General features: G+C 72.4%; 20 protein-coding genes. 2 read left to right on the top strand and 18 right to left on the bottom strand.

Annotated elements, in window-relative coordinates; all coding sequences use genetic code 11:
* Positions 1-2 precede the first annotated feature (2 nt).
* The gene (locus tag AC24FB_RS10700) at positions 3-1,625 is read right to left on the bottom strand and encodes an ABC transporter substrate-binding protein (protein WP_425713633.1); all 1,623 of its coding nucleotides are present in this window, start codon (positions 1,623-1,625) and stop codon (positions 3-5) included.
* Between the two features lie 228 nt (positions 1,626-1,853).
* Between AC24FB_RS10700 and AC24FB_RS10695 the strand changes: the two genes are divergently transcribed.
* Together AC24FB_RS10695 and AC24FB_RS10690 are read left to right on the top strand one after the other, a co-directional pair.
* On the top strand, positions 1,854-2,750 hold the full coding sequence (locus AC24FB_RS10695; protein WP_425713634.1) for an ABC transporter substrate-binding protein: 897 nt from the start codon (positions 1,854-1,856) through the stop codon (positions 2,748-2,750).
* Positions 2,747-4,270 carry an MFS transporter gene (locus AC24FB_RS10690; RefSeq protein WP_425713635.1) on the top strand — a complete coding sequence of 508 codons (1,524 nt, stop codon included), beginning with the start codon at positions 2,747-2,749 and terminating at the stop codon, positions 4,268-4,270. The genes AC24FB_RS10695 and AC24FB_RS10690 overlap by 4 nt, the downstream gene beginning before the upstream one ends.
* 2 nt (positions 4,271-4,272) lie before the next feature.
* Here the strand turns inward: AC24FB_RS10690 and AC24FB_RS10685 are convergent, their stop codons facing one another.
* The 17 genes from AC24FB_RS10685 to AC24FB_RS10605 form a co-directional block, all read right to left on the bottom strand.
* Positions 4,273-4,716 (bottom strand): OsmC family protein, encoded by a 444-nt coding sequence (locus AC24FB_RS10685; RefSeq protein ID WP_425713636.1) that lies wholly within the window; start codon positions 4,714-4,716, stop codon positions 4,273-4,275.
* Positions 4,717-4,822: 106 nt separating this feature from the next.
* The gene (locus AC24FB_RS10680) at positions 4,823-5,155 is read right to left on the bottom strand and encodes a transposase (RefSeq protein ID WP_425713637.1); all 333 of its coding nucleotides are present in this window, start codon (positions 5,153-5,155) and stop codon (positions 4,823-4,825) included.
* 78 nt (positions 5,156-5,233) lie between these two features.
* On the bottom strand, positions 5,234-6,229 hold the full coding sequence (locus AC24FB_RS10675) for a polyprenyl synthetase family protein (protein ID WP_425713638.1): 996 nt from the start codon (positions 6,227-6,229) through the stop codon (positions 5,234-5,236).
* Positions 6,226-7,815, bottom strand: coding sequence for an NADH-quinone oxidoreductase subunit NuoN (gene nuoN, locus AC24FB_RS10670; RefSeq protein ID WP_425713639.1), 1,590 nt, complete (start codon positions 7,813-7,815; stop codon positions 6,226-6,228). The genes AC24FB_RS10675 and nuoN overlap by 4 nt, the downstream gene beginning before the upstream one ends.
* Positions 7,812-9,437 (bottom strand): complex I subunit 4 family protein, encoded by a 1,626-nt coding sequence (locus tag AC24FB_RS10665; RefSeq protein ID WP_425713640.1) that lies wholly within the window; start codon positions 9,435-9,437, stop codon positions 7,812-7,814. Before AC24FB_RS10665 ends, nuoN begins: the two co-directional genes overlap by 4 nt.
* A gap of 24 nt (positions 9,438-9,461) precedes the next feature.
* Positions 9,462-11,429, bottom strand: a complete 1,968-nt coding sequence (nuoL, locus tag AC24FB_RS10660; RefSeq protein WP_425713641.1) for an NADH-quinone oxidoreductase subunit L — start codon at positions 11,427-11,429, stop codon at positions 9,462-9,464.
* A gap of 10 nt (positions 11,430-11,439) precedes the next feature.
* Complete coding sequence (nuoK, locus tag AC24FB_RS10655) at positions 11,440-11,739, bottom strand: NADH-quinone oxidoreductase subunit NuoK (protein ID WP_425713642.1); 300 nt, start codon at positions 11,737-11,739, stop codon at positions 11,440-11,442.
* Entirely contained in the window at positions 11,736-12,746 is a 1,011-nt protein-coding gene (locus AC24FB_RS10650; RefSeq protein ID WP_425713643.1) for an NADH-quinone oxidoreductase subunit J, read from the bottom strand. Before AC24FB_RS10650 ends, nuoK begins: the two co-directional genes overlap by 4 nt.
* Complete coding sequence (gene nuoI / locus AC24FB_RS10645; protein ID WP_425713644.1) at positions 12,743-13,462, bottom strand: NADH-quinone oxidoreductase subunit NuoI; 720 nt, start codon at positions 13,460-13,462, stop codon at positions 12,743-12,745. The genes AC24FB_RS10650 and nuoI overlap by 4 nt, the downstream gene beginning before the upstream one ends.
* 1 nt (position 13,463) lies before the next feature.
* Positions 13,464-14,825: an NADH-quinone oxidoreductase subunit NuoH gene (nuoH, locus tag AC24FB_RS10640; RefSeq protein WP_425713645.1), complete on the bottom strand. Its 1,362-nt coding sequence runs from the start codon at positions 14,823-14,825 to the stop codon at positions 13,464-13,466.
* A gap of 11 nt (positions 14,826-14,836) precedes the next feature.
* Positions 14,837-17,449: an NADH-quinone oxidoreductase subunit G gene (locus tag AC24FB_RS10635; RefSeq protein ID WP_425713646.1), complete on the bottom strand. Its 2,613-nt coding sequence runs from the start codon at positions 17,447-17,449 to the stop codon at positions 14,837-14,839.
* Positions 17,446-18,771 (bottom strand): NADH-quinone oxidoreductase subunit NuoF, encoded by a 1,326-nt coding sequence (gene nuoF / locus AC24FB_RS10630; protein ID WP_425713647.1) that lies wholly within the window; start codon positions 18,769-18,771, stop codon positions 17,446-17,448. The genes AC24FB_RS10635 and nuoF overlap by 4 nt, the downstream gene beginning before the upstream one ends.
* The gene (gene nuoE / locus AC24FB_RS10625) at positions 18,768-19,583 is read right to left on the bottom strand and encodes an NADH-quinone oxidoreductase subunit NuoE (protein WP_425713648.1); all 816 of its coding nucleotides are present in this window, start codon (positions 19,581-19,583) and stop codon (positions 18,768-18,770) included. Before nuoE ends, nuoF begins: the two co-directional genes overlap by 4 nt.
* A complete protein-coding gene (locus AC24FB_RS10620) occupies positions 19,580-20,923 on the bottom strand; it encodes an NADH-quinone oxidoreductase subunit D (RefSeq protein WP_425713649.1) in 1,344 nt (447 codons plus the stop codon). Before AC24FB_RS10620 ends, nuoE begins: the two co-directional genes overlap by 4 nt.
* Positions 20,923-21,645, bottom strand: a complete 723-nt coding sequence (locus AC24FB_RS10615; RefSeq protein ID WP_425713650.1) for an NADH-quinone oxidoreductase subunit C — start codon at positions 21,643-21,645, stop codon at positions 20,923-20,925. The genes AC24FB_RS10620 and AC24FB_RS10615 overlap by 1 nt, the downstream gene beginning before the upstream one ends.
* Complete coding sequence (locus AC24FB_RS10610; protein ID WP_425713651.1) at positions 21,642-22,196, bottom strand: NuoB/complex I 20 kDa subunit family protein; 555 nt, start codon at positions 22,194-22,196, stop codon at positions 21,642-21,644. The genes AC24FB_RS10615 and AC24FB_RS10610 overlap by 4 nt, the downstream gene beginning before the upstream one ends.
* Positions 22,197-22,255: 59 nt before the next feature.
* On the bottom strand, positions 22,256-22,618 hold the full coding sequence (locus AC24FB_RS10605; protein WP_425713652.1) for an NADH-quinone oxidoreductase subunit A: 363 nt from the start codon (positions 22,616-22,618) through the stop codon (positions 22,256-22,258).

The raw sequence follows: 22,618 nt of genomic DNA, 5'->3' as shown, positions 1-22,618 counted from the left end.
GATCACTCCTCGATCCATGCGTTGACGAGGAGCGGCTGGTGGCTCGCCTCGAACACCGGGAGCGCCAGCTCGTTGCGGTACGCGAGCGGCTGGACGAAGTCGTAGAGCGGGATGAAGTAGTCCTGCTCGAGCACGTGCCGCGCCGCCTCGGTCACGAGCGGTGCGCGCTCGTCGGCGTCGGGGGTGGCCCGGATCTGTGCGAACAGGGAGTCGAGCTCGTCGTCGTAGCCGGCGAAGTTCGAGCGCAGCGCCTCGGGGTCCGGGCGCGTGCCCGAGGCCCAGACGAACGCGTAGTCGCTGGAGGCGAGGCGCTGGTTGAGGTCCGGGACCGTGAGGCTGCCGAAGGTCAGCTCGACCCCGATGTCCGCCCACTGCGACTGGAGCACGGCGAGGTTGGGTTCGTGCGAGACTGTGGACCCGCTGTAGACGAGGTCGAAGCTGAGCCGCACCCCGTCCCGCTCCCGGACACCGTCCTCGCCGGGCACCCACCCGGCCTCGTCGAGCAGCGCCTCCGCCCGCGCGGTGTCCGTGACGATGAGGTCGGAGGCGTCCTCCCAGTACGGGTTGCTCGCGCTGAGCACGCTCGTCGCCGCGACGTCGATGGCCGAGGCGCGCTCGAGGATCGCCTCGCGGTCGGTGGCCAGGTCGAGCGCCTCGCGCACGGCGGGGTCGTCGAGACCAGGCACGTCGGTATTGGCGATGAGCCCGAGGGCACTACCTGGCAGCGGCTCGCGGCGGATCGTGACGTCCGGGTTGGCGGACAGCTCGGTCTTGTCGGCCGGCTCCGTGTTGTGGAGCAGGGTGAGGCCGCCGCTGCGCAGCTCGGACGCGGCGAGGGCGTTGTCCGTGATGTGGTGGACCTCGATCGCGTCGAGGTGGGCGGCCCCCTGGTTGGGGAACGACTCCGGGGACCAGGCGTAGTCGTCGCGGCGCTCGAGGACGTACCCCTCGTTCGGGGTGACGTCCGTGGGGACGAACGGTCCGGAGCCCACGATGCTCAGCCCCTCCTGGCGCTCCTCGTAGGTCAGCGCCGAGGTCTCGGGGGCGACGATGCCGAGCACGCTCGTCGAGGCCGCCTGGAGGAAGGACGAGTTCGGGGTCTCGAAGCGGAACTCCACCTCGTCATCACCCTCGGTGCTGATCTCCGCGAGGTCGCCGAGCCAGGAGCCGGCTGCCGCGTAGCCGGCGCCGCCGTCGACGATCGCCCGGTAGCTGGCGGCCACCGCCTCGGCGTCCAGCGGCTCGCCGTTGCTGAAGGTGACGTCGTCGCGGATCGTGAACGAGTAGACGGTGGCGTCCTCGTTGACGGTCCAGTCCGTGGCCAACCAGGGCTCGAACTCGCCCTCGGCGTCGTGGAACACGAGCGAGTCGACGATCTGCCGCAGCGGCACCGCCAGCCCGTAGCCGGTGGCGGCGGCGGGGTCGATCGAGCTCGTGCCGCCGGCGCCCGGGGCCGCCCGGTAGTGGAGCGTGCCGCCGGCGACGGGTGCGCCGTCGATGTCGGCCGGGCCGTCGCCCGACCCGCCCGCCGCGGAGGCGCAGCCCGCGAGCAGGAGGGTGGCGGCGACGGCAGCGAGCGTGCGCCGCGGGTAGCCGGTGCGCCTGTGCCGGGTGCTGCGTGCCATGGAGTGGTCCTCTCGGTGGGCGCCCGGCACCGGAGCGAGGTGCGGGCCGACTGCTGACGTGACGCGAGGAGACGTTAGAGAGGCGCATGGATCTTCTATATGAATCTTCGCCTGTCTTTCACATATTGAGATTTCAATAAGTAGCGGATAGCGATGATGACGGCTGTCCTAACGTCCTCAGCGAGCGTCCATATAGAGCGCCGCACCGACGAGCATTGGGGATCACTGATGAGCACGATCAAGATCGAGACGCACGCCGCCGTCTTCTACCTGCCGTACTTCGTCGCCCGCGACAAGGGCTACTTCACGGACGAGGGCCTCGACGTCGAGCTGGTGCCGAAGCCGGCCCCGCCCGAGGACGGTCTCGAGCTCATCGAGGACCCCGGCGCCCAGGACTCCTTCCACACCTTCACGCTCTTCGAGGCGGGCACGACCCAGCTCTACAACGCGTGCGAGTGGGGGCAGCTGCGCCGGTCGCAGGACAGCGCGCGCGGCGGACGTGTGGTCGCCCGGCGCGCGGCGGTCGCGAGCCAGGCGATCGTCGTCCGCGGCGACTCGCCCCACAACGTCCCGAGCGACCTCGCGGGCGTGCCCGTCGGCGTCAACTTCCACCACGGGTCGCACTACCTGGTCCTGCAGACCCTCGAGGGCTTCCTCCCCCGAGCCGACATCAGGCTGCTCGGGGTCAAGGGCAAGAGCCGGCTGGACGCCCTCGCCGACGGCGACCTCGAGGCCGTCGCCCTCATGGAGCCGTGGATCACGGTCGCCGAGAAGCGCGGCTACAAGGTGCTCGCCGAGGCCCACTACTTCGGTGCGGAGGTCGCGGACGACGACATCAGCCCCGAGGACTTCGACCGGATCAACCGCGCGGTGAGCCGGGCCGTCGACGACATCCGGGCCGACGTGCGGCCCTACCTGCACTACTTCGTCGAGCAGGCCGCCGGGGTGGAGGAGCTGGTGCCGGAGGACTTCCAGCTCGGCCGCCTCCGGTACATCCACCCCGGTCCGTACCCGCAGGCGGAGTACCAGCGGATCCTCGACTGGATCGCGAGCTGGGGCCTCATCGACGCGGACGCCGAGTACGAGGCGCTCGTCGACACCTCCAAGTTCGTCGACTTCCGGTGAGCGTCCGGTCGGCGGCGCCGCGCCCGTCGGCGCCGTCGACCGCGCCCGCCACCGGGCGGGACCGCGCTCTCACGCTCTTCTGCGGGTTCGCGGCCGGCATGCTGCTGCTCGACCTGCACAAGGTCTCGATCGCGGTCCCGTCCATCGACGCCGCCCTCGACCCGGGTCCGGTGCGGATCCAGCTCGTCGCTGCCGCCTACGTCGTCTGCTTCGCCGTCACGCTCGTCCCGGCCGGCCGGCTCGGGGACCACGGCCACTGCCGGACGCTCGCCCTCGTCGGCCTCCACGGCTACCTGGTCGCGAGCCTCGTGTGCACCCTCGCCCCGGACGCCGACGTCGTCATCGCCGGCCGCGCACTGCTCGGCGTCTCGGCCGGCCTGCTCATGCCGCAGCTCATGGGCATCGTCCAGCAGCGGTTCACGGGGGCGGCGCGGGCCCGCGCCTTCGGCGTCTACGGGGTCTGTGTCGCCTGCGCGACCGCGCTCGGGCCGAGCGTGGGCGGCCTGTTCCTGCTCCCCGGCCTGTTCGGCTGGCGCGGGGTCTTCGCGATGAACCTCCCGGTGGGCGCGGTTCTCGTCGTCGCGGCGCACCTCCTGCTCCGCTCCCCCGGGCGGCGACGCGCCGCGCGGGGTCGGCCCGAGCTCGACGTCGGCGGCGTCGCCCTCCTCTCGGTGGCTCTCGTCTGCCTCCTCCTGCCGGTCGTCCTCACCACCGGGCGCCCCGGAGACGAGCCCGCTCGTTGGCTCCTGCTGCTGCCCGCGGCCGCCGGCGTGACGCTTCTCGTGCGGCGCTCCCACGCCCGCGCGGCGGCCGGACGTGCGCCGCTCGTCAACCCGGCGCTGCTCGCCCTGCCCTCGTTCCGCAACGGCGTGCTCATCTCGACGACCTGGTTCGCCGCCGTCCCGGGCTTCTCCCTCGCGCTGACGGTGTACCTCCAGCAGGTCGAGGAGATCAGCCCCTTCCTCGCCGGGCTCGTCATGCTGCCTGCGGCGCTGCTCTCGGCCGTCGGTGCCGCCATCGGCGGGCGGGTCGTCCTGCGGTGGGGGCGCCGGCTGACCGCGCTCGGCATGTCGCTCGCCCTGGTGTCCATGCTCGCAACCGTCGTCCTCCTGCACGCGCCCCTCCCGTCCACCGCGCTCCTCGCCGCCGTCGGGGTCCTGCAGGCCCTCTCCGGGCTCGGCACGGGCATGGTCGTCTCACCGAACCACGCCCAGATGCTGGCCGACGTCCCGCCCGAGGAGGGCAGCGCGGCCGGCGCCGTCGGTCAGCTCGGCCAGCGGATCGCCAACAGCCTCGGCGTGGCCGCGGCCTCGGTCGCCTACTTCACCGTGATCTACGGCAGGGGCTGGAGCCTCTCGGACGCGCCGGCGGCCGACCACCGCACGGCGACCGTCCGGGCCACCGCCGTCGCGGTCTGCTTCCTCCTCGCCGCGTTCGCGGTCGCGCTGGTCGACCTGCGGCGGCAGCGCGCCGCCGACCGGCGGCGCACCGCCGACCGGCGGCGCACCGCCGACCGGTAGCGTCAGGCCGCCATCGTGGCGGCGGGAACTGCGCGGATGTCGACGTCGAGCAGGGACTCCACCGCGGGCAGGATGCGGCACCCCGCGCGGTAACGCTCGACCAGCGCCGCGGTGTCGATCTCGTCGAACCCGTCGACGACGACCTCGACGACGAGCCGCCCCGCCTTGACCCGGCCGCGGTCGTACCGCGTCGTGCGGGACCGCACCCGGACCGCGAGGTCGTCGTCGGGATCGGTACCGGGACTAGCCCCGGCACGCAGGGTGTTGATGAGGTTGACGGTGAGCGCGGAGACGAGGAGGTCGAGCGGCCCGGGCGCACGCCCGGGCCCGCCGGTCGCGACGGAGCCGTCGGCCAGGAGCTCGAAGCCCGGGCCGCGGACGGTGAAGCGGCCGCGCACGTCGGTCGTACACGCGACGACGGAGCTGGAGTAGTCGGTGTCGGACATCGGTGCTCCTCACGTTCGCGTCGGGTCGTGGGAGCAGTGTGCGCCGACGGCCGGGCGACCGGACCCGCACCACCCCCGTCGGTCCGGATGGCGGGCGGGTCGCGGGTCAGCGCCTCGCGATCTCGGCGGCGAAGATCGCCGACGCCCGCTTGAGGACCTCGACCTCCTCGCGGGCGTGCGCGAGCTGGTCCTCCAGCTCGGCGATGCGCGCGAGCAGCTGCTCCTTCGGGGCCGAGCGCAGGCTCGCGGCCGGCGTGGCGTCAAACATGCCGTCGTCGAGCCGCTTCGCCCACAGGCGCAGCGACTGCTCCCCCACCTCGAACTCCTCCGCCACCTCGCGGAAGATCGAGCGGTTGCCGGGCTCGGCCTCACGCCGCTCGACGACGCGCCGCACGGCGGCGTCACGCAGCTCGTCGCTGTACTTCTTCTCGAACGGCATGGGGACCCTTCACGCGTGCAGACCGGTGGCCACCCATTGTGGCGGACGGCGGGCGGAGGTCCGCCCGTCCGCCGACGGTCAGCCGATGCGGTCGACGAGCATCGTCGCGAGCTCGGACAGGCCGTCCTTCACCTCGCCGGCGGGGAGCACGGCGAGCTCGGCCACCGCGTCGTCGGCCCAGCGCCGCGCGACCTCCCGGGACTCCTCGAGCACCTCGTGGTCGCGCAGGGCCGACACGGCCGCGGCCAGCTCGGCGTCCCCGGACAGGTCGCCCTCGAGGAGGGTGAGCGCCCGCTCCCCCGCCTCGTCGAGCGTGCCGGCTGCGCGGCGGGCCCGCAGCAGGAGCACGGGCATCGTGGCCACGCCCTCGCGCAGGTCGGTGCCGGGCACCTTGCCGGACTCCTCGGGGTCGGAGGCGACGTCGATGACGTCGTCGGCGAGCTGGAACGCCACCCCGACCTTCTCCCCGAAGGCGGCGACGGCGTCGGCCTGGGCCTGGTCCGCGCCGGAGAACCGGGCGCCGTAGTAGGCGGCCGAGGAGATGAGCGAGCCCGTCTTGTCGGCGAGGACCCGCAGGTAGTGCTCGATCGCGTCGTCGCCCTCGACCGGTCCCACCGTCTCGTGGAGCTGGCCCAGGCACAGGCGCTCGAAGGTGGCCGCATGGAGCTGGACGGCCTCGGCGCCGAGGGACGCCACGAGCGAGGAGGCCCGGGCGAACAGGAGGTCGCCGGTGAGGATGGCGACGTTGTTGCCCCACACGACGTGCGCGGCCGGCACCCCGCGGCGCACCTCGGCCGAGTCCATGATGTCGTCGTGGTACAGCGTGGCCAGGTGGGTGAGCTCGACGGCCACGGCGGCGCGGACGACCTCGTCGCCGGCCCCGGACCCGAGCTGGGACGTCACCACGGTGAGCAGGGGACGCAGGCGCTTGCCGCCGGCGTCCGACAGGTGCGCGGCGGGCTCCTCCGTCAGCCGGTCGGCGCCGCGCACGGCCGCCGCCAGGCGTTCCTCCACCTCGGCGAGAGCGGGGTCGACCTGCTCCAGCCGGGCGGAGATGAGCTCGAGCCTGCTCACAGGACGAAGACCGCGGCGTCGGTGAGGAGCTCGAGCACGGGACCAGGGTAGACGCCCAGGGCGACGGTCGCGACGGCGCAGACCACGACGGCGACGATCGTCAGGCCCTCGGAGGACACGACGGTCACGCCCTCGTCCTTCGGCTCCTCGAAGAACATGAGCACGACGAGGCGGAAGTAGAAGAACGCGGTCGCGGCGGAGGCGAGGACGGCGAGCACGACGAGGACCGCGTCGCCCCCCGCGATGCCGGCGCTGAACACGGCGAACTTGCCGACGAACCCGGCGGTGAGCGGGATGCCCGCGAAGGACAGCAGGAAGACGAGCATCGACACCGCGATCGCCGGGCGGCGCCGACCGATGCCGGCCCACTGGTCGATGCGCGTGGCCTCGCCGGTGACCGAGCCCGCGGCGTCCGTCTCGCGCACCAGGGTGACGAGGCCGAACGCGCCGACCGTGGCCACGCCGTAGGCCAGCAGGTAGAAGATGACCGACCCGATGCCCGCCGAGGTCAGCGAGAAGACGCCGATGAGCACGAAGCCCGCGTGGGCGATCGAGCTGTAGGCGAGCATCCGCTTGATGTCCGTCTGGATGATGCCCATGACGGTGCCGACGAGCATCGTGAGGATGACGATCGTCCACACGACCGGCTCGAGGTCCCAGCCCAGGCCCGGCGCGACGACGTAGACGAACCGCAGCATCGCGCCGAAGGCGGCGATCTTCGTGGCGGCGGCCATGAAGCCGGTGACCGGGGTCGGGGCGCCGGTGTAGACGTCCGGGGTCCACGCGTGGAACGGCACGGCGCCGACCTTGAAGAGCAGGCCGACGAGGACGAGCACGACCCCGGGCAGGAGCAGCGAGTCCAGCCCCGGCGTCGAGGGCACGGCGGCCGCGATGTCGGTCAGCCGCAGCGAGCCGGCGAACCCGTAGAGCAGCGCGATGCCCATGAGGAAGAACGCCGAGGCGAACGCGCCGAGGATGAAGTACTTGATCGCGGCCTCCTGCGAGAGGAGGCGGCGGCGCCGCGCGGTGGCGGCCAGCACGTACAGCGGCAGCGAGAGGACCTCGAGCGCGACGAAGAGCGTGATGAGGTCGCCCGCCGCGGGGAAGACCATCATGCCGGTGAGCGAGAAGAGCGTGAGCGGGAAGATCTCCGACTGCGTGAGGCCGGCGCGGGCGGCGGCCTCGCTCTCGGCCGAGCCCGGGCGGGCGGCGGCCTGGGGCGCGAACGCCCCCTCGCGGGTCTCCGTGCGGTCCGCCATGACGAGCACGGCGAGCAGGGCGCTGACGAGCAGGACCGCCTGGATCGCGAGGGACGGCAGGTCCTCGACGTACGCGCCGCCGGTGACGACCTCGGTGGGCGCCTCGGCGCCGTGGACGGTCGCCAGGCGCCAGACGACGGCGACGAGGCCGGCGGCGATCGCGAGGAGGGCGAAGGGCACCTGGACGCCCCGGCGCGCGGTACGCGGGAGGAACGCCTCGAGCAGGACGCCGACGACGGCCGCCCCGCCGACGATGAGCACCGGGACGAGCGGCGCCCAGGCGATGGTCGGTGCGACGAAGGCGGTCGCGCTCAGGGCGGCGGTCACAGGGCGCTCCCCACGGTCGAGATCGGGCTGGACTGGGCGGCGTCAGCGGCAGCGGCGTCCGCGCCGTCGGCGAGGACGACCACCTGCTCGGCCACGGGCTGGATCAGCTCGACGACCGGCGCCGGGAAGAGGCCGAGCGCGAGCACGCCCGCGACGAGCAGCCCCATGACGGTGCGCTCCGTCCCGGTCAGGTCACGCAGGGCGTCGGCGCGCCGGCGGGGTTCGCCGTCGGGCCGTGACTCGCCGTCCGTGACGCCCGCGCCCACGGGTGCCGGGCCGGTGAAGATCTGCTGGTACGGCATGAGGACGTAGAGGGCGGCGAGGACGACGCCGACGACGGCGAACGCCGCCGCGATCCAGCTGACCTCGAACGTGCCGAGCAGGACCATGTACTCGCCCCAGAAGCCGGACAGGCCGGGCAGGGCGATCGAGGCCAGGCCCATGACGAGCCACGTGCCGGCGAGCACCGGGACGACGCGCTGGTAGCCGCCGAAGGAGGCGATCCGCTGCGTGCCGCCGCGTCGCACGAGGTACTCGGAGCCGAGGAACATGCCGGCGGTCGACAGGCCGTGGGCGACCATGTAGAACATCGCGCCGGTCAGGGCCACCTCGGAGCCGACGAAGACGCCGAGCACGATGAACCCGAAGTGGGACACCGAGGTGAAGGCGACGAGCCGCATGACGTCCTGCTGGCCGAGCGCGAGGAGCGCCCCGTAGAGGATCGAGATGACCGCGAGGACGATCATCGCGGGCGCGGCCCACGCGACCTGCTCGGGGAAGATCGTCAGCAGCAGCGTGATCATGCCGAAGGTGCCGACCTTGTCCATGACGCCGACGAGCAGCGTGGAGACGCCGCCCGGGGACTGCTCGGCGGTGTCGGGCAGCCACGTGTGGACGGGCACCATCGGCGCCTTGATGGCGAACGCGACGAGGAACGCGAGGAAGATGAGGCGCGCCGTCGTGTCGGACGTCCCGGCCATCGCGCCCGCGAGGTTGTCGACGAGGAAGCCCTCGGGGCCGCCGGGGCCCTGGAGGTAGAGGGCGACGACGCCGGCGAGCATGATGAGCCCGCCCGCGAGCGAGTAGAGCAGGAACTTGATCGCGGCCGCGCGGCGCCGGGCCCCGCCGTACATCCCGACGAGCAGGAAGATCGGCAGCAGCATCGCCTCGAAGAGGACGTAGAACAGGAAGACGTCCCGGGCCGCGAAGACGGCGACGAGGATGCCCTCGAGGATGAGGACGAGCGCGACGTAGGTGGCGGTGCGCCGCTCGGTCGTCGCGTCGTCGTCGCCGGCGCGCACGGGGACGCCCGAGATCAGGACGACGACGACGAGGAACGCGGTGAGCAGCAGCATCGCCACACCGAGGCCGTCGACGCCGAGCGCGTAGGACACGCCCAGCTGCGGGATCCAGGCGACCTGCTCGGTCAGCTGATGCTCACCGGCGGCGCCGAGGTCGAAGTCGGTGGCCACGGCGGCGATCGTGCCCGCGAGGACGAGCAGGGACACGCCGAGGCCGACGGGCCGGGCGACGCGGCGCAGCCCGGGGACGAGGAGCAGCGCGCCGGCGACCACCGGGACGGCGATCAGCAGCGTGAGCCACGGGAGGGTAGCGGTGTTCACAGGTTCGGTTCCTCTTCCCTCGGCCTAGAGACGCCAGGCCAGGACGGCGAGCAGGGCGAGCACGGTGCCGGCCGTCATCAGTGCGGCGTAGCTGCGGACGAATCCGTTCTGGAGCCTGCCCAGGAGGCGGCCCAGACCGGCGGTGGCCGAGGCGGTGCCCATGACGGCGCCGTCGACGACTCCCCGGTCGGCCTCGACGAGGCCGCGCGTGAGCTGCTGGCCCGGGCGCATGAAGATGCCCTCGTTGACGGCGTCCTGGTACAGGTCGTTGCGGGCGGCGGTGACGAGCACGTTGCCGGCGGGGGCCACGGCGGGCACCTCGCGGCGCGCGTACATCGCCCAGGCGATGACGGCGCCGAGCAGGACGATCGCGATCGTGGCGCCCATGATGACCGGGACCGCGAGGACCGGGTCGGCGTGCTCGTGGTGGCCGGTCACCGGCTCGAGCCAGGTGACGAACCCGCCGCCGAGCTGGAGCGCGAAGCCCAGGCCCACCGAGCCGATCGCGAGGACGATCATCGGGACGGTCATCAGCCACGGCGACTCGTGCGGGTGGACCTCGGAGCCCTCCTCAGCGGTGGTCCAGCGGCGCTTCCCGTGGAAGGTCATGAAGAACAGCCGGGACATGTAGAAGGCCGTGATGCCGGCACCGATCAGCGTGACCATGCCGAAGACCCACGGCTCCCAGCCGGCGTGGCCGTCCTGGGGCACGAACGCGGTCTCGATGATCTTGTCCTTCGACCAGAAGCCGGAGAACGGCGGGATGCCGAGGATCGCGAGCCAACCCAGGCCGAACGTGATCCACGTGATCGGCATGACCTTCGACAGGCCGCCGAACCGGCGCATGTCGACCTGGTCGTTCATCCCGTGCATGACCGAGCCGGCCCCGAGGAACATGCCGGCCTTGAAGAAGCCGTGCGTGACGAGGTGGAAGATCGCGAACGCGTAGCCGATCGGGCCGAGCCCCGCGGCGAGGATCATGTACCCGATCTGGGACATCGTCGAGGCGGCGAGGACCTTCTTGAGGTCGTCCTTCGCGCAGCCGACGATCGCGCCGAACAGCAGCGTGATCGCGCCGACGACCGCGACGACCATCCGCGCGTCCGGCGTGAGGTCGAAGATCGGGCCGGAGCGCACCACGAGGTAGACGCCGGCGGTGACCATCGTCGCCGCGTGGATGAGCGCCGAGACCGGGGTGGGGCCGGCCATCGCGTCGCCGAGCCAGGCCTGGAGCGGGAACTGCGCCGACTTGCCGCACGCGGCGAGCAGGAGGAGCAGCCCGATGACGGTGAGCAGGCCGGTCGACGCGGCGGGCGCGGTCTCGGCCACGCCGGCGAAGCTGACGGTGTCCAGGCCGGCGAACATCGCGGCCATCGCCATGAGCAGGCCCATGTCGCCGACGCGGTTCATGACGAACGCCTTCTTCGCCGCGACCGCGTACTCGGGCACGTGGTTCCAGAACCCGATGAGCAGGTACGAGGCGAGGCCCACGCCCTCCCAGCCGACGAACAGCACGAGGTAGCTGTTGCCGAGGACGAGCAGGAGCATCGCCGCGACGAAGAGGTTGAGGTAGGCGAAGAACCGGCGCCGGTCGCGGTCGTGCTCCATGTACGCCACGGCGTAGATGTGGATGAGCGTGCCGACGAGCGTGACGAGCAGGACGAACGTCATCGACAGCGGGTCGATCCGCATCCCGAGGGAGACGTCGAGCGTGCCGGCGGGCAGCAGGTCGTACAGGTGGAGGTCCATGACACGGTCCCCCGCGTCGCGACCGAGCATGTCGACCGTGATCCAGGCGGCGACGACGAAGGTCGCGGCGGAGGCGAGGACGCCGAGCCAGTGGCCCCAGGCGTTCGCGGCGCGGCCGGACAGCAGCAGGACCGCTGCGCCGACGAGCGGCACGGCGACGAGCAGCCAGGCCAGGCTCGCGGGGCCGTCGGCGGCCACGGGCGCGGCGACCTCGGTGACGGCGTGAAGGGTGGCGGTGGTCATCGTGCTCCCTTCAGCTCTTCATGAGGTTGACGTCGTCGACCGAGGCGGACCGACGGGTGCGGAACACGGACACGATGATCGCCAGGCCGACCACGACCTCGGCCGCGGCGACGACCATGACGAAGAACGCGGCCACCTGCCCGGTGAGGTCGCCGTGCACGCGCGAGAACGTCACGAGCACGAGGTTGGCCGAGTTGAGCATGAGCTCGACGCCCATGAGCTGGACGATCGCGTTGCGGCGCACGAGCACCGCCGTGGCGCCGACGGCGAAGAGGATGCCGGCGAGCACCACGTAGTTCATCGGGTTCATCGGTCGTCCCCTGCGGTGGTCTCGGAGCTCTGCTCGGCCGCGGTGCGGGCGGCCTCGGCGCGCGCGGCGCGGCGCCGGGCGACGACCTCGCGACCGGGCGAGCCGGGCACGAGCGGTATCGGGGCGGGCTCGCCGGGCATGGCGGGCAAGCCGGCGCGACCCACGCTGCGCGTCGCGTCGCGGCCGTGCAGGCCGCGGGCCGGCTCGGTGCGCGACCGGGCGACGGCGGCCACGGTCTCGGGGCTGACCTCGCCGATCGTGCGCTCCTGCCCGCGGATGCGCAGCACCCGGGGCACGGACTCGACGATCGGCTCGCCCGCGGCGGACAGGGCCGGCAGGTCGGCGGCGTTGGACCGGGCGTAGACGCCGGGCGTCGGCAGCTGGCCGATCCGGGCGCCGTCCTCCTTGAACGCCCGCATCTTGGCGGCCTCGACCTCGACCTGCGTGGTCCTCGGCGTGAGCCGCTCGCGGTGGGTGAGGACGACCGCGCCGAGGGCGGCGGTGATGAGCAGGGCGCCCGTGAGCTCCATCGTGAGGACGAAGTCGCCGAACAGGACGAGCGCCACCCCGACCGGGTTCGAGTCGGCGTTCGCGGCCGCGAGACCCGCCGAGTCGGGCAGACCGACGGCCTGGGCCCCGACGCCGACGAGCACGGCGAGCAGGCCGACTCCCCCGACGACCGCGACCCAGCGCTGGTTGCGGATCGTCTCGTGCAGCGAGTCGGCGGCGTCGACGCCGACGAGCATGAGGACGAAGAGGAAGAGCATCATGATCGCGCCGGTGTAGACGACCACCTGGACGACCCCGAGGAAGGGGGCGCCCTGGGCCACGTACATCACGGCGAGGCAGAGCATGACGAGGATGAGCGACACGGCGGCGTAGACCGCGCGGCGGGCGAACAGCAGCCCGCTCGAGGCGATGACCATGACGGCCGCGAGGACCCAGAACAGCGCGGTCTCGCCGCCGCCGATCTCGCCGGGCACCGTCATGACGGGGGTGGGGGTCATCGCGCGGTCCCCTTCGCACCTGCGGCCACGGCCTCGCGGGCGGAGGCGAGCGTCTCGTCGTCGGGCCGGTGGGTCTCGACCCACTCGACCTGCTCGGCGGTGGGGCCGGTGACCTCGCCGCGGTAGTAGTCGGCGTCGGTCGCTCCGGCCACCATCGGGTGGGGGGCGGCGAGCATGCCGTCGGCCATCGGCGCGAGCAGGTCGCCCTTCTCGTAGATGAGGCCCTCGCGGGTGGGTCCGGCCAGCTCGAAGTCGTTGGACATCGTCAGGGCGCGGGTCGGGCAGGCCTCGATGCAGTACCCGCAGAAGATGCAGCGCAGGTAGTTGATCTGGTAGACGCGGCCGTAGCGCTCGCCGGGCGAGTACTGACCGTCGGGGCCGTTCGGGCCCGCCTCGACGTAGATGGCGTCCGCGGGGCACGCCCACGCGCACAGCTCGCAGCCGATGCACTTCTCGAGCCCGTCGGCGTACCGGTTGAGCAGGTGACGGCCGTGGTAGCGCGGCTGCGTCGGGGGCTTCTCGAACGGGTACTGGACCGTGCGGGAGGGCCGGAACATCGACGTGATCGTCACGCCGAACCCGGCGACGGGCGCGAGGAGCGACCCCACGGGCCCGGGGACGTCCGGAGCGAGGCGGATCTCCTCGTCACCGTTGCGCACGACCACGTCGTCCGCGGTGATGCGGCGGCTCAGCTCGGAGCCCTTCTCGTCAGCCATGTCAGGCCTCCTCGGTGGTGGCGTCGGTGGCGGTGCCCCGCTCGGCGGCGCTCGCCCGGGCGCTGCTGGCGACGACCGGCTCGGCGGCGTCGGCCCGGCGTCGGCCCGCGCGGGGCGACGGGGGCAGGGTCTGGCCGGGCAGCGGCGGGACGGGGAAGCCGCCGGCGAAGGCGTCGAACGGTTCGGGATCGCGCTCCTCGTCGTCGGGCTCCTTCTTCTCCGGGAGGAGGAAGGTGACGATCATGACGACGACGAGCAGCCCGGCGATGACCGCGAGCAGCTGCCACAGCTCGAAGTCGCTGAACTGGCGCACCCCCTGGATGATCGCGACCGCGACCAGCCAGACGAGCGCGGCCGGGATGAGGATCTTCCAGCCGAGGTTCATCAGCTGGTCGTAGCGTACGCGCAGGAGGGTGCCGCGCATCCAGATCATGACGAACATGCAGGCCCAGACCTTGAGCCAGAAGACGAGGAACCCGACGATCGGCGCGGCCCACCACACGATGTGGTCCGAGAGGAACGGGATCCGCCAGCCGCCGAGGAACAGCGTGGTCGCGACGGCCGAGACGTTGAACATGTTGACGTACTCGGCGAGGTAGAACCACGCGAACTTCATCGAGGAGAACTCGATGGAGTGCCCCGCCACGAGCTCGCCCTCGGCCTCGGGCAGGTCGAAGGGCAGCCGGTTGACCTCGGCGACCATCGAGACCACGTAGATGACGAACGCCGGCAGCAGCGAGATCGCCCACCACACGTTGGTCTGCGCGTCGACGATCTGGGACGTCGCCATCGAGCCGGACACGAGGAAGACCGAGACGAGCGCGAGGCCCATCGACAGCTCGTAGGAGATGACCTGCGCGGAGGAGCGCACGGCGCCGAGCAGCGGGTAGGTCGAGTTCGACGACCAGCCGCCCAGCACGATGCCGTACACGCCGAGCGCGGTGATCGCGAGGATGTAGAGCACGGAGACCGGGACGTCGGTCAGCTGCATCGGCGTCCACCACGTCGGGTCGGCGCCGTTGGTGATGTCCGGACCCATCGGGATGACGGCGAGCACCATGAACGCGCAGAACGCGGCGATGCCGGGCGCGAGCATGTAGAGGACCCGGTCCGCGCCCTTGAGCTGGATGTCCTCCTTGAGGACGAGCTTGAGGGCGTCGGCGACCGCCTGGAACAGGCCCCACGGGCCGAGCACGTTGGGTCCCTCGCGGGTCTGCATCTTGCCGAGCCCGCGCCGCTCGACCCACAGCGCCATGAGGACGCCGGTGAGCAGGAGGACGACGATGACGACGGCCTTGATGAGGGAGATCCACCAGGTGTCGTGGCTGAAGTCCGCCGTCGGCAGCGCCGAGGCGGTGGACATGACCGGGGTGATCACTGCTGGGCCTCCGCGGTGGTGACGGTGACGACGCTGCCGGCGCCGGCCCCGGTCTGGGCGCGCACGGCGCTGCCCGGGGAGTTCTCGGGCACCCACACCACACCGTCGGCCATCCGCGTGACGGTCAGCGGCAGGGTGAGCGAGCCGGTCGGTCCGGTGAGGCGGACGCGGCCGCCGTCGACGGCGCCGACCGCGCGGGCCGTGGCCGGCGAGAGGCGGAGCACCGGGCGGTGCGCGGTCCCCGCGAGGTGCGGTTCGCCGTCCTGGCCGCGGCCGGCGTCGAGCTGCAGCTTCCACGTGGCGAGGACCGCCTGGCCGGCGCCGGGCTGCTGGCGCGCCGCGGGCGCCCCCGCGGTGTCGTCGCTCGTGACGACCGGGCCGTCCCACGGGTCGAGCTCGGCGAGCTCGGCGTGCAGCTCGGCGAGGGTCCCGAGGCCGAGGTCGCGACCCATCTCGCGCGCGATGTCGGCGAGCACGAGGCGGTCGGACTGCGCGTGGGACGCGAGGACCTGCCCGAAGGGACGCACGCGCCCCTCCCAGCTGACGAACGAGCCGGCCTTCTCGACCGGCGGGGCCACGGGCAGGACGACGTCGGCGAGCTCGGAGATCGCGTTGCGGCGCACCTCGAGCTGGACGAGCACGTCGACCTGGCCGATCGCCCGCAGCGCGGCCGCGGGGTCCATCATGTCGAGCGTCTCGACGCCGCCGATCAGGAGGCCGGTCAGCTCGCCGGAGGCGGCGGCCCGCAGGATCTCGCGGTGGGCGCGGCCGGGACGGTCGGGCAGGGAGTCGATGCCCCACACGGCGCCGGCGTCGGCGCGCGCGGCCGGGTCGGCCACGGGGCGGCCGCCGGGCAGGAGGGTCGGCAGCAGGCCGGCGTCGACGGCGCCGCGCTCCCCCGCGCGCCGCGGCACCCACGCGAGGCGGGCCCCGGTGCGCTCGGCGAGGCGGGCGACGGCGGTGAGCGTGCCGGGCAGGGCCGCCGCGCGCTCGCCGACGAGGATGACGGCGCCGGGAGCGGACAGCTCGGAGAGCAGCTCGTCGCCCAGGGCGTCCAGCGCGGCGGGCTCGCCGCCGGGGACGACCTCGACGAGGTCGGCGCGCATCTTCGTGGTCCCGCGGGTGGCCATCGGCGCGAGGGTGGTGACCCGTGCCGTGCCGGCGAGGACGCCCTTGCGCAGGCGGAGGAAGATCGTGCCGCACTCCTCCTCGGGCTCGAGCGCGACGAGGAGCACGCGGCCGGCGCGCTCGAGGTCGCGGTAGGTCACCCCGAGGCCGGTCGCCGCCACGTGGGAGGCGAGGAAGTCGGCCTCCTCGGCGCTGTGCGGGCGCGCGCGGTGGTCGACGTCGTTCGTGCGGAGCACCGTGCGGGCGAACTTCGACCACGCGTAGGCGTCCTCGAGGGTGAGGCGCCCGCCGGGGAGCACGCCGACGCCGCCGGCAGCGGCGGCGCGGGCCAGCTCGGAGCCGGCGACCGAGAGGGCCTCGGACCAGCTGGTCTCGTGCATCTCCCCGGTGGCCTGGTCGCGCACGAGGGGCATCCGCAGGCGGTCCGGCGCGTCCTGCCAGTGGTAGGCGAACCGGTCCTTGTCGGTGATCCACTCCTCGTTGACCTCGGGGTCGTTGCCTGCGAGGCGGCGGACGACGGCGCCGCGGCGGTGGTCGACCCGGATGGCCGACCCGCCGGCGTCGTGCTCGGCGACCGACGGGGTGGAGACGAGGTCGAAGGGCCGCGAGCGGAACCGGTACATCGCCGACGTCAGCGCGCCGACGGGGCAGATCTGGATCGTGTTGCCCGAGAAGTAGGAGGTGAACGGCCGGCCGGAGGTGTCGGCCTCGGCCGCACCCATCGGGGCGGTCGCGTGGCCGGAGGACATGCCGGGCACGCCGTCGGGGCCGGCGAACGGGACGCCCGTGGCGTCGGGGAGCCCGGCATCGTCGAACCCGAGGACGTCGGCGTCGAAGCCACCGACCTGCGAGCCGTTGAGGGCGTGCACCTCGCGGCCGGGGGTGCCGCCGCCACGGCCCTGGAGCGCGATGAAGGCGTCGCCGGCGATCTCGGAGGAGAACCGGGTGCAGCGCTGGCACAGGATGCAGCGGTCACGGTCGAGGAGGATCTGCGTGGAGATCGCGATCGGCTTGGGGAACGTCCGCTTGACGTCGACGAACCGACTCTCGGCGCGGCCGTTGCTCATCGCCTGGTTCTGCAGGGGGCACTCGCCGCCCTTGTCGCACACCGGGCAGTCGAGCGGGTGGTTGATGAGGAGGAACTCCATGATGCCGTGCTGCGCCTTGTCGGCCACCTCGGAGGTGTGCTGGGTGGCCACGACCATGCCCGGCGTCACCTCCATCGTGCAGGAGGCCTGCGGCTTGGGCATCTTCTTGAGGTTGCCCTCGCGGTCCGGGCTGGCCACGTCCACGAGGCACTGCCGGCACGCACCGGCGGGCTTGAGGAGGGGGTGGTCGCAGAACCGGGGCACCTGGATGCCGACCTGCTCGGCGGCCCGGATGATGAGCGTGCCCTTGGGCACGGACACCTCGCGGCCGTCGATCGTGGCCGTGACGAGCTCGGGGGCCGCCGGCGCGGCCTGCTCCTGGGTCTGGGTCATCGCACACCTGCCTCGTGGAAGATCGCCGACGCCTCGTAGGGGAAGAGCTCCCGTGCGGGCGTGTGGCAGCCGGCCTCGAACTCGTCGCGGAAGTGCGCGATGCCGGACTGGATGGGGGTGGCCGACGCGTCGCCGAGCGCGCAGAACGAGCGGCCGGCGATGTTGGCGGAGACCTCGAGGAGGAGGTCGACGTCCGAGGGCAGCCCGCGGCCGTCCTCGAGCCGGTGCATGACCTGCTTCATCCAGAAGGTCCCCTCGCGGCAGGGCGTGCACTTGCCGCAGGACTCGTGCTGGTAGAAGTCCGTCCACTTCGAGATCACCCGGACGACGGACACGGTCTCGTCGAAGACCATGAGCGCGCGGGTGGCGAGCATGGACCCGGCGGCGCCGACCGACTCGTAGTCGAGCGGCACGTCGAGGTGCTCGTCGGTGAGGATCGGGGTCGAGGAGCCGCCCGGGGTCCAGAACTTGAGCCGGTGCCCGGCGCGGACGCCGCCGGCCATCTCGATGAGCTCGCGCATGGTGATGCCGAACGGCGCCTCGAACTGGCCGGGGTTGGTCACGTGGCCGGAGACCGAGAACAGGCCGTGGCCCGCGGACTTCTCCGTGCCCATCGAGGTGAACCAGTCCTGGCCGCGGGAGAGGATCCCGGGGACCGAGGCGATCGACTCGACGTTGTTGACGACCGTGGGCCGCGCGTAGAGGCCGGCGACGGCGGGGAACGGCGGCTTGAGCCGCGGCTGCCCGCGCAGTCCCTCGAGCGAGTCGAGCAGCGCCGTCTCCTCGCCGCAGATGTAGGCCCCGGCACCGGCGTGGACGGTGATCTCGAGGTGGTAGTCGCCGTCCGGCCCCAGCCCGGTGCCGATGAGCCCGGCCTCGCGGGCCTCGCGCACGGCGGCGAGCAGGCGGCGGTAGACGTGGACCGTCTCGCCCCGCAGGTAGATGAAGGCGTGGTGGCCGCCGATGGCGTAGCTGGTGATCGCCATGCCCTCGATGAGGGAGTGCGGGTTCGCCATGAGCAGCGGGATGTCCTTGCACGTGCCCGGCTCGGACTCGTCGGCGTTGACGACCAGGTAGCGCGGCCCTCCGTCGGCCGGCGGGAGGAAGGACCACTTGAGACCGGTGGGGAAGCCGGCGCCGCCGCGGCCGCGCAGGCCGGAGCCCTTGACGAGGTCGACGACCTCGCCGGGGGGCATCGTCAGAGCCTTGTCCCACCCCTGGTAGCCGCCGTGGTCGCGGTAGGTGTCGAGGGTCCAGGAGCGCGGGGCGTCCCAGATGTCGGAGAGGACCGGCGTGAGGGTGCCGGGGCTGGTGAGTGTCACTTCTCCTCCTCGGAGACCGTGCGGCCGGCCGTCCCGGGGTCGGCCTCGCCCGCGGTGGGCACCTGGTGGTCGGCGCTCGAGCCGGTGTCGCCCACGGGCGCGGCGCCCGCGACCTCGGCGGCGAGGTGGCGGTCGTCCGCGCCGTGGTCCTCGTGCGGAGAGGTCCAGCCGTTGGCCCGGGCGATGCGCAGGCCGAGCAGGGAGGCCTCGCCGGCACCGGGCCCCTCGTCGGCGCGGCCGTCCTCGAAGCCCGCGAGCACGCGGGAGATCTCCTTGAACGTGCCCACCGTGGTGGCGCCGCGCGTGGGGTGGACGGGGCGGCCGGCGGCGATCTCGTCGACCAGCGCCGTGGCCGAGGCCGGGGTCTGGTTGTCGAAGAACTCCCAGTTGACCATGACGACCGGGGCGTAGTCGCAGGCCGCGTTGCACTCGAGCTGCTCGAGGGTGATCCGGCCGTCGGGCGTGGTCTCGTCGTGTCCGACCCCGAGGTGGTCGGAGACCGCCTCGAAGATCTGGTCGCCGCCCATGACCGCGCACAGGGCGTTCGTGCAGACGCCCACGTTGTACTCGCCGTTGGGGTGGCGCTTGTACTGGCTGTAGAACGTCGCGACGGCGGAGACCTCGGCCCGCGTGATCGACAGGGCCTCGGCGCACAGCGCGATGCCGCGGGCGGAGACGTAGCCGTCGACGGACTGCACGAGGTGGAGCATCGGCAGCAGCGCCGAGCGCGGCGAGGGGTAGCGGGCGACGATCGCCGCGATGTCGGCGGTCAGCGACTCGGCGACGTCCGGCGCGTAGGTCTGCTCGGTCATCGGTCCACTCCTCCGAGGACGGGGTCGAGCGAGGCGAGGATGACGACGACGTCGGCCAGCTGGCCGCCCTCGCTCATCAGCGACATCGACTGCAGGTTGGAGAACGACGGGTCGCGGAAGTGCGCCCGGTAGGGGCGCGTCCCGCCGTCGGAGACGAGGTGGACGCCCATGACGCCCTTCGCGTGCTCGATCGCCACGTGCGCCTGGCCCGGCGGGACCCGGAAGCCCTCCGTGACGAGCTTGAAGTGGTGGATGAGCGACTCCATCGACTCGCCCATGATGTGGCGGATGTGGTCGAGGCTGTTGCCCTGGCCGTCGGTGCCCACCGAGAGCTGCGCCGGCCAGGCGATCTTCTTGTCCTCGACCATCGTGGGCCGACCCGCGGACGCCTCGAGGCGGTCGAGCACCTGGAGGACGATCCGCAGCGACTCGAAGCACTCCTCGAAGCGCGCCTGGACGCGGTTGAAGGCGTCCGAGCGCTCCTTGGTGACGACGTTGAACTCGTAGGTCTCGTAGCCGCAGTACGGGTCGGTCTTGCGCAGGTCCGCCGGGAGGCCGGTGGCGCGCAGGCAGGGCCCGGTCAGGCCGAGGGCGAGGGCGCCGGACAGCGAGATGACGCCGACGTCGACGTGCCGCAGCTTGAACAGCGGGTTCTCCATCGTCAGCTTCATCATCTCGACGACGGACAGCCGGATGTCCGCGAGCCGCTCGCGGACGAACTCCACCGTGCCTGGCGGCAGGTCCTGGGCCACGCCGCCGGGCCGGATGTAGGCGTGGTTCATGCGCAGGCCGGAGACGCGCTCGAAGATGTCGAGGATGTTCTCCCGGCCGCGGAAGCCGAGGGTCATCATCGTCGTGGCGCCGAGCTCGTTGCCGGCCGTGCCGACGGCGATGAGGTGGGAGCTGATCCGGTTGAGCTCCATGAGCAGGACCCGGATCTGGCTGGCCCGCTCGGGGATCTGGTCGGTGATGCCGAGGAGCTTCTCGACCCCGAGGCAGTAGGCGACCTCCTGGAAGAACGGCGCCACGTAGTCCATGCGCGTGCAGAAGGTCACGCCCTGGGTCCAGGTGCGGTACTCCATGTTCTTCTCGATGCCTGTGTGCAGGTAGCCGAGGCCGACCCGCACCTCGTGCACCGTCTCGCCGTCGATCTCGAGGATGAGCCGGAGCACGCCGTGCGTCGAGGGGTGGACGGGACCCATGTTGACGACGATGCGCTCCTCGCCGAGGCGCTCGGCCTCGGCGGCGATGTCGGACCAGTCGCCGCCGTCGGCGATGAAGTCCGGCTCCTCCTCGCCGAGGGCGGGGCCGGGTGCGCTGGGCATGGTGGGGGCGGACATCAGCTGTACGACCTCCGGGTGTCGGGCGGCGGGACGGTGGCACCCTTGTACTCCACCGGGATGCCGCCGAGCGGGTAGTCCTTGCGCTGCGGGTGCCCGACCCAGTCGTCGGGCATGAGGATGCGCGCGAGAGCGGGGTGGCCGTCGAACACGATGCCGAACAGGTCGAACGTCTCGCGCTCGTGCCAGTCGTTGCCCGGGTAGATCGCGACCAGCGAGGGGATGTGCGGGTGCGCGTCGGGGCAGGTGACCTCGAGGGCGATCGAGCGCCCGTGCGTGATCGACATGAGGTGGTAGGCGGCGTGCAGCTCGCGGCCCGCGTGCTGGGGGAAGTGCACGCCGGAGACGCCGAGGCACAGCTCGAAGCGCAGGTCCTGGTCGTCGCGCAGCGCGCGTGCCACCGCCACGAGGTGCTCGGCGGCGATGTGCAGGGTGAGGTCGCCGTGGTCGACGACCACGCGCTCGATCGCGGCGTCGGGGTCGATCCCCTGCTCGCCGAGGACCTCGCGCAGGACGTCGACGACCTCGTCGAACCAGCCGCCGTAGGGGCGCTGCGCGGCCTCGGGCTCGGTGACGGCCACGACGAGCCCGCCGAAGCCCGAGGTGTCGCCGGAGCCGTGGACGCCGAACTGGCCGCGACGCACGGCCACGACGTCGAGCTCGGTGCGCCCGTCCGGTCCGGGGGCGGCGGCGATGTCACCGCCGGCGTCGGTGCCGCTCACGCGAGGAGCCCCTTCATCTCGTGGGTCGGCGTGGCGCCGAGGGCGGCACGCTCGGCTGCGCGGGCGGCCTCGACCCGGTTGACGCCGAGCGGCGCCTTCTTGACCTGCTCCCGCAGCTCGAGGATGGCGTTGATGAGCATCTCGGGCCGCGGCGGGCAGCCGGGCAGGTAGATGTCGACCGGCACGATGTGGTCGCACCCCTGGACGATCGCGTAGTTGTTGAACATGCCGCCCGAGGAGGCGCACACGCCCATGGAGATCACCCACTTGGGGTCCGACATCTGGTCGTAGACGTTGCGGACGACCGGGGCCATCTTGTGGCTCACGCGGCCCGACACGATCATCACGTCGGCGTGCCGGGGCGAGGCGCGGAAGACCTCGAGGCCGAACCGGGCCATGTCGAAGCGCGGGGTGCCGGCGGCCATCATCTCGATGGCGCAGCACGCGAGGCCCATGGTGACCGGCCACTGCGAGTTCGACCGGGCGAAACCGGCGACGGCCTCGACGGTGGTGAGACCGAACCCTGCGGGGAGCTTCTCCTCGATACCCATGTGGGGTCCTTTCGGGTGGTGCGTGGCGGGGCGGGTGGGGGCGGTCGGTCAGCGGTGGGTCAGTCCCACTCGAGGCCCCCGCGGCGCCACTCGTAGATGTAGGGCACGGTGATGAGCGCGATGAAGACGAGCATCGCGACGAGACCGAAGGCGGCGAGCTCGGTGAATGCGACCGCCCACGGGTAGAGGAAGACGACCTCGATGTCGAAGATGATGAAGGTCATCGCGATGAGGTAGTACTTCACCGGGAACCGGCCGGCCGAGGGCGCCCGGGGCGTCGGGTCGACGCCGCACTCGTAGTTGGCGACCTTGACGCGGTTGTACTTCTTCGGGCCGATGATCGCGCTCGCACCGAGTCCGCCGAGGGCCAGGGCCGCCGCGACCACCATCATGATGAGCAGCGGCACGTAGGGGTTGGTCAT

The sequence above is a fragment of the Georgenia sp. Z1344 genome, from assembly GCF_057652375.1.
The sequence above is the reverse complement of the archived record's forward strand: the minus strand, read 5'-3'. Positions and strand labels throughout refer to the sequence as shown.

What these genes read in the sequence shown, in the direction of transcription:
- AC24FB_RS10635 (WP_425713646.1), bottom strand. Translation starts at nt 17,449, where the DNA reads ATGACCCAGACCCAGGAGCAGGCCGCGCCGGCGGCCCCCGAGCTCGTC.
- AC24FB_RS10620 (WP_425713649.1), bottom strand. Translation starts at nt 20,923, where the DNA reads ATGTCCGCCCCCACCATGCCCAGCGCACCCGGCCCCGCCCTCGGCGAG.
- nuoE (WP_425713648.1), bottom strand. Translation starts at nt 19,583, where the DNA reads ATGACCGAGCAGACCTACGCGCCGGACGTCGCCGAGTCGCTGACCGCC.
- nuoH (WP_425713645.1), bottom strand. Translation starts at nt 14,825, where the DNA reads ATGTCCACCGCCTCGGCGCTGCCGACGGCGGACTTCAGCCACGACACC.
- AC24FB_RS10680 (WP_425713637.1), bottom strand. Translation starts at nt 5,155, where the DNA reads ATGCCGTTCGAGAAGAAGTACAGCGACGAGCTGCGTGACGCCGCCGTG.
- nuoK (WP_425713642.1), bottom strand. Translation starts at nt 11,739, where the DNA reads ATGAACCCGATGAACTACGTGGTGCTCGCCGGCATCCTCTTCGCCGTC.
- AC24FB_RS10650 (WP_425713643.1), bottom strand. Translation starts at nt 12,746, where the DNA reads ATGACCCCCACCCCCGTCATGACGGTGCCCGGCGAGATCGGCGGCGGC.
- nuoI (WP_425713644.1), bottom strand. Translation starts at nt 13,462, where the DNA reads ATGGCTGACGAGAAGGGCTCCGAGCTGAGCCGCCGCATCACCGCGGAC.
- AC24FB_RS10700 (WP_425713633.1), bottom strand. Translation starts at nt 1,625, where the DNA reads ATGGCACGCAGCACCCGGCACAGGCGCACCGGCTACCCGCGGCGCACG.
- AC24FB_RS10685 (WP_425713636.1), bottom strand. Translation starts at nt 4,716, where the DNA reads ATGTCCGACACCGACTACTCCAGCTCCGTCGTCGCGTGTACGACCGAC.
- AC24FB_RS10610 (WP_425713651.1), bottom strand. Translation starts at nt 22,196, where the DNA reads ATGGGTATCGAGGAGAAGCTCCCCGCAGGGTTCGGTCTCACCACCGTC.
- AC24FB_RS10605 (WP_425713652.1), bottom strand. Translation starts at nt 22,618, where the DNA reads ATGACCAACCCCTACGTGCCGCTGCTCATCATGATGGTGGTCGCGGCG.
- nuoL (WP_425713641.1), bottom strand. Translation starts at nt 11,429, where the DNA reads ATGACCACCGCCACCCTTCACGCCGTCACCGAGGTCGCCGCGCCCGTG.
- AC24FB_RS10695 (WP_425713634.1), top strand. Translation starts at nt 1,854, where the DNA reads ATGAGCACGATCAAGATCGAGACGCACGCCGCCGTCTTCTACCTGCCG.